Origin of the sequence: Erwinia rhapontici (assembly GCF_012271765.1) — a bacterium.
Lineage (GTDB): Bacteria > Pseudomonadota > Gammaproteobacteria > Enterobacterales > Enterobacteriaceae > Erwinia > Erwinia rhapontici.
Genome location: NZ_VRKO01000014.1, coordinates 416,008 through 427,656 on the forward strand (window position 1 = coordinate 416,008; position 11,649 = coordinate 427,656).

13 protein-coding genes and 1 rRNA gene are annotated in these 11,649 nt (G+C 51.3%); 8 read left to right on the forward strand and 6 right to left on the reverse strand.

Going from position 1 to position 11,649, the window contains the following annotated elements; translation table 11 throughout:
- Positions 1 to 48: 48 nt before the first annotated feature.
- Positions 49 to 264: an alternative ribosome-rescue factor A gene (locus FVB43_RS15615; RefSeq protein WP_167864270.1), complete on the forward strand. Its 216-nt coding sequence runs from the start codon at positions 49 to 51 to the stop codon at positions 262 to 264.
- 42 nt (positions 265 to 306) lie between these two features.
- Here FVB43_RS15615 and mscL read toward each other — a convergent pair whose 3' ends face one another.
- The 5 genes from mscL to def form a co-directional block, all read right to left on the reverse strand.
- Entirely contained in the window at positions 307 to 720 is a 414-nt protein-coding gene (mscL, locus tag FVB43_RS15620) for a large-conductance mechanosensitive channel protein MscL (RefSeq protein ID WP_062749324.1), read from the reverse strand.
- A 121-nt stretch (positions 721 to 841) separates the two neighbouring features.
- Entirely contained in the window at positions 842 to 2,218 is a 1,377-nt protein-coding gene (gene trkA / locus FVB43_RS15625; protein WP_133847016.1) for a Trk system potassium transporter TrkA, read from the reverse strand.
- 59 nt (positions 2,219 to 2,277) lie between these two features.
- Positions 2,278 to 3,567: a 16S rRNA (cytosine(967)-C(5))-methyltransferase RsmB gene (gene rsmB, locus FVB43_RS15630; protein WP_159338635.1), complete on the reverse strand. Its 1,290-nt coding sequence runs from the start codon at positions 3,565 to 3,567 to the stop codon at positions 2,278 to 2,280.
- 50 nt (positions 3,568 to 3,617) lie between these two features.
- A complete protein-coding gene (gene fmt / locus FVB43_RS15635) occupies positions 3,618 to 4,565 on the reverse strand; it encodes a methionyl-tRNA formyltransferase (protein WP_133847014.1) in 948 nt (315 codons plus the stop codon).
- Between the two features lie 23 nt (positions 4,566 to 4,588).
- Positions 4,589 to 5,098: a peptide deformylase gene (def, locus tag FVB43_RS15640; RefSeq protein ID WP_133847013.1), complete on the reverse strand. Its 510-nt coding sequence runs from the start codon at positions 5,096 to 5,098 to the stop codon at positions 4,589 to 4,591.
- Positions 5,099 to 5,224: 126 nt separating this feature from the next.
- Here def and dprA point away from each other — a divergent pair, with 126 nt between their 5' ends.
- From dprA to FVB43_RS15670, 6 genes are read left to right on the forward strand one after another with little or no spacing between them, the layout of a single operon-like run.
- Positions 5,225 to 6,349, forward strand: coding sequence for a DNA-protecting protein DprA (gene dprA / locus FVB43_RS15645; protein ID WP_133847012.1), 1,125 nt, complete (start codon positions 5,225 to 5,227; stop codon positions 6,347 to 6,349).
- Positions 6,321 to 6,794 carry a DUF494 family protein Smg gene (gene smg, locus FVB43_RS15650; RefSeq protein ID WP_133847011.1) on the forward strand — a complete coding sequence of 158 codons (474 nt, stop codon included), beginning with the start codon at positions 6,321 to 6,323 and terminating at the stop codon, positions 6,792 to 6,794. The genes dprA and smg overlap by 29 nt, the downstream gene beginning before the upstream one ends.
- A gap of 25 nt (positions 6,795 to 6,819) precedes the next feature.
- Positions 6,820 to 7,389, forward strand: a complete 570-nt coding sequence (locus FVB43_RS15655; protein ID WP_133847010.1) for a DNA topoisomerase family protein — start codon at positions 6,820 to 6,822, stop codon at positions 7,387 to 7,389.
- The gene (tsaC, locus tag FVB43_RS15660; protein ID WP_133847009.1) at positions 7,373 to 7,939 is read left to right on the forward strand and encodes an L-threonylcarbamoyladenylate synthase type 1 TsaC; all 567 of its coding nucleotides are present in this window, start codon (positions 7,373 to 7,375) and stop codon (positions 7,937 to 7,939) included. Before FVB43_RS15655 ends, tsaC begins: the two co-directional genes overlap by 17 nt.
- 11 nt (positions 7,940 to 7,950) lie before the next feature.
- A complete protein-coding gene (gene aroE, locus FVB43_RS15665; protein WP_167864271.1) occupies positions 7,951 to 8,769 on the forward strand; it encodes a shikimate dehydrogenase in 819 nt (272 codons plus the stop codon).
- A complete protein-coding gene (locus tag FVB43_RS15670) occupies positions 8,766 to 9,026 on the forward strand; it encodes a DUF1488 family protein (protein WP_133847007.1) in 261 nt (86 codons plus the stop codon). The genes aroE and FVB43_RS15670 overlap by 4 nt, the downstream gene beginning before the upstream one ends.
- On the opposite strand, the gene FVB43_RS15675 is transcribed toward FVB43_RS15670, so the two are convergent.
- On the reverse strand, positions 8,993 to 9,547 hold the full coding sequence (locus FVB43_RS15675) for a gamma carbonic anhydrase family protein (RefSeq protein ID WP_133847006.1): 555 nt from the start codon (positions 9,545 to 9,547) through the stop codon (positions 8,993 to 8,995). The genes FVB43_RS15670 and FVB43_RS15675 overlap by 34 nt on opposite strands.
- Before the next feature lie 515 nt (positions 9,548 to 10,062).
- On the opposite strand from FVB43_RS15675, the gene FVB43_RS15680 reads away from it, so the two are divergent.
- A 16S ribosomal RNA gene (locus FVB43_RS15680) occupies positions 10,063 to 11,605 on the forward strand.
- Positions 11,606 to 11,649 lie beyond the last annotated feature (44 nt).

Here is an 11,649-nt window from a genome sequence, read left to right on the forward strand (position 1 = left end):
TTGCCAGGGGTCTATATTCTCCAACGTCATCCATCAACAGGAAAAACTATGACTGTCTATCAGCATAAAAAGGGCACTATCCGCGATAATGCTCTGGAAGCATTGTTACATGACCCATTATTCAAAACGCGTATCGAAGTCAATCAGAAAGGAAAAGGCAGCTTCCGACGTAAAGATAAACACGCGAAGAAAGGTAGCTGGGAGGTCAGTGGTCAGTGCGCAAATCGCGTATTTACCACTGGCCTCCTGGTTTTTCAGGCATAAAAAAACCGCCAGTTATGGCGGTTTTCAGAAGTCCAGGCTCGCTTACAGCGGCTTGTTATTCTGCTCTTTCAACAGGTCACGGATCTCACTCAGAAGAGTTTCTTCTGCAGAAGGTTTTGCCACCGGTTTTTCCACTTCTTTCTTTTTGTACATTTTGTTCATCACTTTGATGGCCATGAAGATGGCAAAGGCAACGATGACAAAATCAAAAATGGTTTGCAGGAAAATACCGTATTGCATTACGACTGCTGCGGTTTCCCCTTCTGCAGGCTTCAATACCCAGGCAAACTGTTTAAAATCAACTCCCCCAATCAATAATCCCAGCGGTGGCATAATGATGTTTGCCACCAGTGAGGACACGATTTTGCCAAACGCCGCACCAATGATGACACCGACAGCCAGGTCCACCACGTTGCCACGCATCGCGAAATCGCGAAACTCTTTGAATAAACTCATTGTTATCTCCCGTATTTGCCAATTTTTTAAGTCTAACAAACGATCGGGCTTTTTCCACGGAGATTGCAGATAAAAAGCTAAACACCCGGTCAGAACCGGGTGAGAAGTGAGATTAGATCGATTAGAGGAAGAACGGGCTGGGCTGGAATAAACGTTCGACGTCAGAAACAAACTTCTTGTCGGTGAGAAACATAATGACATGGTCGCCCTGCTCAATACGCAGATTGTCATTAGCGATGATCACATCACTACCGCGCACAACGGCGCCAATGATTGTGCCGGGCGGTAGCTTGATGTCATCAATCTGACGTCCTACAACTTTCGATGTAGATTCTTCGCCATGAGCTATAGCTTCAATGGCTTCGGCAACACCACGGCGCAGAGAAGAAACACCCACGATATCCGCTTTACGTACATGTCCTAGCAGCGCTGATATTGTTGCCTGCTGAGGTGAAATCGCGATGTCGATCACGCTGCCCTGGACCAGGTCAACATAGGCGCGACGCTGGATAAGTACCATCGCTTTCTTGGCACCCATACGTTTTGCCAGCATGGCTGACATAATATTAGCTTCATCATCGTTAGTGATGGCGATAAACAGATCAATCTGATCAACATGTTCTTCAGCCAGCAGTTCCTGATCCGATGCATCGCCATAAAAGACGATGGTGTTTTGCAGGTTCTGGGCCAGCTCAGCAGCTCGCTGCTGATCACGTTCGATCAGTTTTACGCTGTAATGTTTCTCAAGACGCTGTGCCAGACCAAAACCAATATTCCCACCACCGACGATCATAATGCGCTTGTAGGGTTTTTCCAGCCTTTGATATTCACTCATTACCGCGCGGATATGCTGGCTGGCAGCGATGAAGAACACTTCATCTCCCGCTTCAATGATGGTGGAACCCTGGGGGCGGATCGGGCGATCCTGACGGAAGATCGCTGCTACGCGGGTATCAATGTGCGGCATATGCTCGCGCATCACTGATAAGGCATTACCGACCAGCGGCCCACCATAATAGGCTTTCACCACGGCCAGACTCACCTTGCCTTCGGCAAAATTAACTACCTGCAGAGCACCCGGGTACTCAATGAGTCGGTAGATATTGTCGATCACCAATTGCTCGGGTGAGATCAGATGGTCGATAGGAACGGCTTCAGGAATGAATAGCTTATCAGCATCACGGATATAGTCCGGGGCGCGGATACGGGCGATGCGGTTTGGCGTGTTAAAAAGAGAGTAGGCAACCTGACAGGCGACCATATTGGTTTCATCTGAATTGGTTACCGCAACCAGCATATCAGCATCTTCAGCGCCGGCCTCGCGTAATACACGGGGATGTGAACCATGCCCCTGTACCACGCGTAAGTCGAACTTGTCCTGCAACTGACGCAAACGCAGGGCATCGGTATCGACCACGGTAATATCGTTGTTTTCACCGACCAGGTTCTCAGCGAGTGTTCCGCCGACCTGTCCTGCACCAAGAATGATGATTTTCATTATGCTTCAGTCTGTTGGTTATCGTTCAGATTGTGGCGCAGTGTAACGCGCCACGCTGGTCATTGTTTTATCAATTTTGCGTAATAGAAGCCATCACCGCCATCGGTCTGCGGAAATACCTGAATACCCGGTTGTGAGAGGTCACCTGTATCACTTAAACGCGCATCAGTATGACGCTGAAGGAACTGGCTTACTTGCTGATGATTTTCTTCCGGTAATATTGAACAGGTCGCGTATAACAACGTCCCGCCTGACTTCAGATGTGGCCAGACTGCATCCAGAATCTGCTGCTGTAATAAGGCAAGTTCTGGGATATCACGATCGCGGCGCAGCCACTTGATATCAGGATGGCGCCGTATGACACCGGTTGCTGAACATGGCGCATCCAGCAGAATACGATCGAATTGCGTATTCCCACACCAGGCTTCTGGGGTACGGCCGTCACCCAGCTTAACTTCCGCTGTCATGTTCAGGCGTTGCAAATTCTCACTAATTCTTGCCAGGCGCTGGGCATCAACATCTACGGCCATGACGTCAGCCTGAGGGGCCGCTTCCAGAATATGTGTCGTCTTACCGCCTGGTGCAGCACAGAGGTCGAGGATCTTCTCGCCATTCTGTGGATCAAGCAGTGCCACACAGCCCTGGGCTGAGGCATCCTGAACAGTGACCCACCCCTGATCGAACCCCGGAAGCTGGCCCACTGCGCACGGGGTTTCCAGTCTTAATGCATCACTGTGTTGCGGATGAAAAAATGCCGTTTTACCGCTTTCCTCAAGGAGTGCCAGCCACGCATCGCGGCTGTGATGGTTTCGGTTAACACGCAGCCACATCGGTGGCCGCTGGTTATTAGCCTCGACAATCTGTTGCCACTGATCTGGCCAGGCACGTTTCAGGCGTTCCAGTAACCACTTTGGATGCAGGTACTGCTGATCGCCATCATTCATCTGCAGCATCAACTCTTCCTGTTGACGCTGGAACTGCCGCAGTACTCCGTTGATCAGGCCTTTTAGCTGCTGACGTTTCAGCGCAATGGCACCCTCTACCGTTTCCGCTAGTGCAGCATGAGCCGGGATTCGTGTATGCATCAACTGATACAGGCCGACCATAATCAGGAAGTGAATAGTGCGTTGCTTGCCTGTCATCGGACGTGACATCAGTTTGCTGATAATCCACTCCAGTTGCGGAAGCGTACGCAGTACGCCGTAGCAAAGCTCCTGTAGCAGGGCTGCGTCTTTCTCACCGACAGATTTCTGTGCAGCGGGCAGCACGTTACTGAGCGATTGCCCTTGCTCAACGACTTTCTCGATAGTCTGAGCAGCAACACTGCGTAAGTTAGTATTTTTTTTCATAGTGGATTCGCAATTCTTACGATTGCCCGGCATGAGTGCCGGGCAACGCATCAGGCAATAATATTGCCCGGAGTAAACCATTCACGGCGGGAGTTGAGCAGGTCCTGGGCTTTCATCGGCTTTTTGCCGGCAGGCTGCAGTTCTTCGATATTCAGCACGCCATCGGTAGTCACTACCTGAATGCCATGCTTATCAGCTTGCAGGACTTCGCCTGGCTGATGTCCGCTAACGGCGGCCAGCACCGATGCCTTCCATACTTTCACCGGTTGCTCATCAATGACGAAGTAGCTGACTGGCCATGGATTAAACGCACGGATACAGCGTTCAAGCTGTGACGCAGAAAGTGACCAGTCAAGACGGGCCTCTTCCTTGCTTAGTTTTTCGGCATAACTGACCAGCGATTCATCCTGCACTTCAGGTTGTGCGCTGCCTTCTGCCAGTTGTGTCAGAGTGCTCAGCATTCCGGCAGGCCCGAGGTTCGCCAGCTTGTCGTACAGCGTGGCACTGGTATCACTGGCTTCGATCGGGCAGGCCAACTTGAAGAGCATATCGCCGGTATCAAGCCCAACATCCATCTGCATGATGGTCACACCTGTCTCTGCATCACCTGCCCACAGCGAGCGCTGAATGGGTGCGGCACCACGCCAGCGCGGTAACAGGGAACCATGAACGTTAATGCAACCAAGACGTGGCATATCCAGCACGGCTTTCGGTAGAATCAACCCGTAGGCAACGACCACCATGACATCAGCATTAAGCGCATCGACCAGTTGTTGGTTCTCTTCGGGACGTAGTGATTTAGGCTGGAAAACCGGAATGTTGTGTTGTTCGGCCAGCTGTTTTACGGGGCTGGCGGTGAGTTTGTTGCCACGGCCCGCGGGTCGATCTGGCTGAGTAAATACACCGACAACCTGATGCCCGGATGACAACAGCGCGTCAAGATGACGCGCTGCAAAGTCAGGGGTGCCGGCAAAAATGATTTTTAATGATTCGGACACATTATTCCCTTCAGTCAGCGAACTCAGTCGCGGGCGCTTTGACGATACAGTTTTTCCAGCTTCTGACGGATACGCTGACGTTTCATTGGCGACAGGTAATCTATAAACAGCTTACCAACCAAATGATCCATCTCGTGTTGAATACAGATTGCCAGCAGGCCATCCGCTTCCAATTCAAAGCTGTTGCCGTCACGGTCCAGTGCCCGAATTTTGACTCTTTCAGAGCGAGGCACGAGTGCGCGTTGTTCAGGAATAGACAAACAACCTTCTTCAATACCGGTTTCGCCACTTTCTTCCAGCAATTCCGGATTGATGAGTACCAGCCGCTCGTCCCGATTCTCAGAAACATCAATCACGATAATACGCTGATGAATATCCACCTGTGTTGCTGCCAGGCCAATACCTTCCTCTGCGTACATTGTTTCAAACATATCATCGACGATACGCTGAATATTAGCATTCACTTCTTTTACCGGTTCCGCAACGATGCGCAGGCGATCGTCAGGAAAATGTAATACCTGCAAAACTGACATAACTTTCCAGATCTGTGTTCAAGGGATTAGATATTTATCTCTCTTATTGTAGACATTTCGCGCTGCGATTGACAGCATTCGTGGCGGTAACCTTCAGGGGGAAGGGGCAATATCAGGGAGAGATTCATGTTACCAGTGGAGTGCGCCTTGCGGCTTTCAACTCTGTCCGGGCTATCAAGTTCACAGCGCCTGACTTTAATGACTGAATTACAGACGATCGCGTTGCCTGACGCCTGCGATCTGGCATCGCTAGGTCTGTCGGTTTTACAGCAGCAGGCGTTCCTTGATTATGATAAACAGATTATTGCTCAGAGTATTGAATGGCTGGAGGCACCACAGCACCATTTTATTACACCTCTTAGCCCTTATTACCCAGAGCAGTTGAAGGCGATCACACGTTTTCCGTTGATGCTATTTGTTGCGGGTGATCCGGCCATACTTTCCTCTCCTCAGCTGGCGGTGGTTGGCAGTCGGCATTGCTCCCATTATGGTAGTGAATGGGGCAACTGGTTCAGCCAGGCGCTGGCTCTCAGTGGCTTGACGATTACCAGTGGGTTGGCGTTAGGCATTGATGGTGTCGCTCATCGTGCTGCGCTGGAGGTGCAAGGTAAGACGATAGCCGTGCTGGGTAGTGGACTTGATGTTCTTTACCCACGGCGCCATCAGGCACTGGCAGAGCAGATCATTGCCGGTGGCGGTGCGCTGGTCTCTGAGTTTCCTCTGTCGGTGCAGCCATTACGCGCGCATTTCCCCCGGCGCAACCGGATCATTAGCGGCCTGAGCCTCGGTGTTCTGGTCGTGGAGGCGACGTTACGCAGTGGCTCACTGGTTACAGCTAAACTGGCATTGGAGCAGAACCGAGACGTGTATGCGCTACCGGGGTCCCTGGCCAGCCCCGGCAGCGAGGGAACACACTGGCTGATTCAGCAGGGGGCATTACTTGTGGCTCATCCCAATAATATTATCGAACAAATACAAAGCGACCTCTCCTGGCTATCAGATTTGCCCCAACGGGAAAACAATTCAGCGCAGAGTAGTAATCCTCCATTGCCATTTCCCGATGTGTTGGCTAACGTAGGAGATGAGGTTACACCTGTTGACGTCGTCGCTGAACGTGCCGGCCAACCTGTGCCAACCATCGTAGCGAAGTTGCTTGAGTTGGAGTTAGCAGGGTGGATCGCAGCTGTACCCGGCGGCTATGTCCGATTGAGGAGGGCAAGCCATGTTCGACGTACTAATGTACTTATTTGAAACGTATATCCACAACGAAGCAGAAATGCGTGTTGATCAGGATAAATTGACTGATGATTTAACCGATGCAGGTTTTCATCGTGAAGATATTTATAATGCGTTGAACTGGTTGGAGAAGCTGGCGGATTATCAGGAAGGTCTGGTCGCCCCGATTCAGCTGACTACCGATCCGCTGTCTATGCGTATCTACACCGAGGAAGAGAGTCAGCGTTTAGATGCCAACTGTCGTGGCTTTATTTTGTTCCTGGAGCAAATTCAGGTGCTGAATCTGGACACGCGCGAAATGGTTATCGAACGTATTATGGCACTTGATACTCTCGAGTTTGATCTGGACGATCTCAAATGGGTGGTGCTGATGGTGTTGTTTAATATCCCAGGATGTGAAAACGCCTATCAGCAAATGGAAGAGCTACTTTTCGACGTCAATGAAGGAATGCTGCACTGAAGATTGCCTTCGTGTACACAATGTTATGAATAAAACAGCGCTTTTCGCTGTGCGAAAAAATGAACCCTGCCCCCAGTGTGGGGCAGAACTGGTTATTCGCTCCGGGAAACATGGCGCTTTCCTTGGTTGCTCACTCTATCCTGAATGCGACTTTATTCGTCCGCTAAAAGGCCAGGCTGACGGGCACATCATTAAAGTGCTTGAAGGTCAGCTATGCCCAAAATGCGGTGCTGACCTCGTACTGCGCCAGGGGCGCTATGGCATGTTTATCGCCTGTAGCGATTATCCCGAATGCGAACATACCGAAACCATCGATAAGCCAGATGAAACCACACTTGCCTGTCCGCAGTGCCAGGGGGGAAAGCTGGTTCAACGTCGCTCGCGCTTCGGTAAAACCTTCCATGCTTGTGACCGTTATCCGGATTGTCAGTTCGCGGTTAATTTCACACCGTTGGAAGGGATCTGCGAGTTCTGCCAGTTTCCGCTGCTTATTGAAAAGAAAACGGCCAGAGGTGTCAGGCGTTTTTGCGCCAGTAAAGCCTGTGGCAAACCTGTAACATTAGATAATGGTAGTGAAGATGAAATCCGTGGATGAGTCACTAACGCACTGCGTTAACGTGCTGCGTCAGTCTGCAGTGATTGCTTATCCGACCGAGGCCGTATTCGGTTTGGGTTGTGATCCTGATAGCGAAGCAGCAGTGATGAAACTGCTGAAGTTAAAACATCGTCCGATAGAGAAGGGGCTCATTCTTATTGCGGCTGACTATCAGCAACTGATTCCTTATATTGCCGATGAGCAGCTCTCTGCGGAGCAAAAAGAGCGGATGTTTTCCCTCTGGCCAGGACCGGTCACTTGGGTGTTACCCGCGCGTGCATCGACCCCGGGCTGGTTGACGGGGCAATTTTCCTCGCTGGCCGTTCGCGTAAGCGATCATCCCGGTGTTGTGGCATTGTGCAAAACCTTTGGTAAACCCCTGGTTTCTACCAGTGCCAATCTGACGAGTTTACCGCCTTGTCGCGATGTCGCTGAAGTACTGGCACAGTTTGGCGAGACGTTCCCGGTATTCCTCGGCGAAACCGGTGGTCGTCAGAATCCATCAGAAATCCGCGATGTATTAACCGGCGAACTCATTCGCCAGGGATAAAGAGAACACTTATGCCGTCTTTCGTCGTCTTCGGTAACCCGATTAGCCACAGCAAATCGCCGCGTATTCACCAGCTATTTGCTGAACAAACCGGTATTCCGCATCCTTACGGCCGGCTATGTGCACCGCTTGATGGATTTGAGCAGTCCGCTCGCGAGTTTTTTGCTCAGGATGGCAGGGGGGCAAATATTACTCTGCCGTTCAAACAGCAGGCTTTTGCCCTCTCCAGTGAACTGACGGAACGCGCAGCGCTGGCAGGCGCGGTCAATACGCTAAAGAAGTTGGATGATGGTCGTCTATTGGGGGACAACACCGATGGGATCGGCCTGTTAAGCGATCTTCTGCGTTTGCAGTTGATTCATCCCGACGATCGAATCCTGTTGATCGGTGCCGGTGGGGCCGCACGGGGCGTGATCCTGCCGCTCCTCGCGTTTAATTGCAGTGTAACAGTGATGAATCGCACTCACGCGCGGGCTGAAGAGTTGGTGGCACTTTTCCAGCACCACGGTGGTATCCGTTCGCTTGCGCAGAATGAATTGCGCGATGCGCAGTTCGATCTGGTCATCAATGCAACGTCAAGCGGTGTCGAAGGGGGGATTCCTGATCTGCCTGTTGGACTGCTGAATGAGCGTAGCCGTTGCTATGACATGTTCTATCAGGTGGGTGATACACCTTTCCTGCAATGGTGTCGCCAGCAAGGATCGACTCAGATTGCTGATGGCCTGGGAATGCTGGTGGGGCAGGCGGCGCACTCCTTTATGCTGTGGCATGGGGTGATGCCAGAAATCACGCCAATTATTGATGTGTTGAAACAAGAGATGAGTGCGTGAATCAGGCGATTCAGTTTCCTGAGCGTGAATGGTGGGATGAAACTATACAGGCCGTTTGCTTCAGTGCGCTGGTCAATGGTTTTCAACTGGTTTGTGCGATTGACGGCGAAGTGTTGCTTCGCCGTTTTCCTACAACAAGTGATCCTCTGGCCTGTTTCTGCCTGAATCGCTGGGAGCTGGAAGAGGATGCCGAGCTGGCGATCAAACAACAGAAAGAAGATACTCAGGGCTGGGTATGGCTCTCTTCTGATAAATAGTCATTTTTCCAGCCAACATAGTTATTAGCTGAATAAAGCAATCCGCCAATCTCTTCTTCTGTCAGTGGGCGTATTTTTTTTGCTGGGCTTCCTAAATAGAGGTAACCACTTTCGAGGCGTTTACCCGGGGAGACCAGGCTACCTGCTCCTATCATCACATCGTCTTCTACTATTACACCATCTAGCAGAATCGATCCCATCCCAACCAGAACACGATCACCAATCGTGCAACCGTGTAGCATCGCTTTATGCCCGATGGTGACATCTTCTCCAACAACCAGTGGATGACCTTCAGGGTTAGCGGCTGATTTATGAGTTAAATGCAGAACGCTCCCATCCTGGATGTTGCTGCGTTTTCCAATGGTGACCTTGTTAACATCTCCCCGGATGACTACCAGAGGCCAGATACCGACATCATCAGCCAGCACGACGTCACCAATCACAACGCTGGTGGGATCAATCATCACGCGTCCGCCTAACTGAGGGCGTACTCCTTTATATGCACGTATATTGTCGCTCATCACTCTCTCCTTTACCGATACGATCCCAGTAGCCTAGTTCCGGAAGTGATCTTTGATCAATGATTGGCTGAAAAGACGCGGTAATTTTGTGCGGATCGCCTGAGATCTCAGCGAAAAGAGTGAAAACTCAGCAACCAAAAAGAAAGATCTAAAAAAGGCTTGTGCAATAAATTCGGATCCCTATAATGCGCAACCACTGAGACGGCACAACGGCTTACGGCCAGCGGCTCAGGAGGTTCAGGAAGCATCTGAACCGCCGGAAAAAACTTCTCAAAAAGAAGTTGACTCCGAAGGAGGAAAGCGTAATATACGCCACCTCGCAACAGGAAGCTTCGGCACTGATTGCACCGCTCTTTAACAATTTATCAGACAATCTGTGTGGGCACTCGCAGGATTGATATCAGTCACCTCCGGGTGACAAAAAATATCAAGTCTTAAGAGTGAACACATAATGAAATTCATTATGACGTTTTACACTTGAGCATCGCTGCACTTGTTGCAGCAAATCGAACTTTTAATTGAAGAGTTTGATCATGGCTCAGATTGAACGCTGGCGGCAGGCCTAACACATGCAAGTCGAACGGTAGCACAGAGGAGCTTGCTCCTTGGGTGACGAGTGGCGGACGGGTGAGTAATGCCTGGGAAACTGCCCGATGGAGGGGGATAACTACTGGAAACGGTAGCTAATACCGCATAACGTCTTCGGACCAAAGTGGGGGACCTTCGGGCCTCACACCATCGGATGTGCCCAGGTGGGATTAGCTAGTAGGTGGGGTAATGGCTCACCTAGGCGACGATCCCTAGCTGGTCTGAGAGGATGACCAGCCACACTGGAACTGAGACACGGTCCAGACTCCTACGGGAGGCAGCAGTGGGGAATATTGCACAATGGGCGCAAGCCTGATGCAGCCATGCCGCGTGTATGAAGAAGGCCTTCGGGTTGTAAAGTACTTTCAGTGGGGAGGAAGGCGATGAGGTTAATAGCCTCGTCGATTGACGTTACCCGCAGAAGAAGCACCGGCTAACTCCGTGCCAGCAGCCGCGGTAATACGGAGGGTGCAAGCGTTAATCGGAATTACTGGGCGTAAAGCGCACGCAGGCGGTCTGTCAAGTCGGATGTGAAATCCCCGGGCTCAACCTGGGAACTGCATTCGAAACTGGCAGACTAGAGTCTTGTAGAGGGGGGTAGAATTCCAGGTGTAGCGGTGAAATGCGTAGAGATCTGGAGGAATACCGGTGGCGAAGGCGGCCCCCTGGACAAAGACTGACGCTCAGGTGCGAAAGCGTGGGGAGCAAACAGGATTAGATACCCTGGTAGTCCACGCCGTAAACGATGTCGACTTGGAGGTTGTGCCCTTGAGGCGTGGCTTCCGGAGCTAACGCGTTAAGTCGACCGCCTGGGGAGTACGGCCGCAAGGTTAAAACTCAAATGAATTGACGGGGGCCCGCACAAGCGGTGGAGCATGTGGTTTAATTCGATGCAACGCGAAGAACCTTACCTGGCCTTGACATCCACGGAATTCGGCAGAGATGCCTTAGTGCCTTCGGGAACCGTGAGACAGGTGCTGCATGGCTGTCGTCAGCTCGTGTTGTGAAATGTTGGGTTAAGTCCCGCAACGAGCGCAACCCTTATCCTTTGTTGCCAGCACGTAATGGTGGGAACTCAAAGGAGACTGCCGGTGATAAACCGGAGGAAGGTGGGGATGACGTCAAGTCATCATGGCCCTTACGGCCAGGGCTACACACGTGCTACAATGGCGCATACAAAGAGAAGCGACCTCGCGAGAGCAAGCGGACCTCATAAAGTGCGTCGTAGTCCGGATCGGAGTCTGCAACTCGACTCCGTGAAGTCGGAATCGCTAGTAATCGTAGATCAGAATGCTACGGTGAATACGTTCCCGGGCCTTGTACACACCGCCCGTCACACCATGGGAGTGGGTTGCAAAAGAAGTAGGTAGCTTAACCTTCGGGAGGGCGCTTACCACTTTGTGATTCATGACTGGGGTGAAGTCGTAACAAGGTAACCGTAGGGGAACCTGCGGTTGGATCACCTCCTTACCTGAAGATACCTTCCCGCGTAGTGTCCACACAGATTGTCTGAT

Bases quoted from the DNA above. Each gene is read 5' to 3' on its own strand.
- FVB43_RS15615 (WP_167864270.1), top strand. From the start codon at position 49: ATGACTGTCTATCAGCATAAAAAGGGCACTATCCGCGATAATGCTCTG.
- mscL (WP_062749324.1), bottom strand. From the start codon at position 720: ATGAGTTTATTCAAAGAGTTTCGCGATTTCGCGATGCGTGGCAACGTG.
- trkA (WP_133847016.1), bottom strand. From the start codon at position 2,218: ATGAAAATCATCATTCTTGGTGCAGGACAGGTCGGCGGAACACTCGCT.
- rsmB (WP_159338635.1), bottom strand. From the start codon at position 3,567: ATGAAAAAAAATACTAACTTACGCAGTGTTGCTGCTCAGACTATCGAG.
- def (WP_133847013.1), bottom strand. From the start codon at position 5,098: ATGTCAGTTTTGCAGGTATTACATTTTCCTGACGATCGCCTGCGCATC.
- dprA (WP_133847012.1), top strand. From the start codon at position 5,225: ATGTTACCAGTGGAGTGCGCCTTGCGGCTTTCAACTCTGTCCGGGCTA.
- smg (WP_133847011.1), top strand. From the start codon at position 6,321: ATGTTCGACGTACTAATGTACTTATTTGAAACGTATATCCACAACGAA.
- FVB43_RS15655 (WP_133847010.1), top strand. From the start codon at position 6,820: ATGAATAAAACAGCGCTTTTCGCTGTGCGAAAAAATGAACCCTGCCCC.
- tsaC (WP_133847009.1), top strand. From the start codon at position 7,373: ATGAAATCCGTGGATGAGTCACTAACGCACTGCGTTAACGTGCTGCGT.
- aroE (WP_167864271.1), top strand. From the start codon at position 7,951: ATGCCGTCTTTCGTCGTCTTCGGTAACCCGATTAGCCACAGCAAATCG.
- FVB43_RS15675 (WP_133847006.1), bottom strand. From the start codon at position 9,547: ATGAGCGACAATATACGTGCATATAAAGGAGTACGCCCTCAGTTAGGC.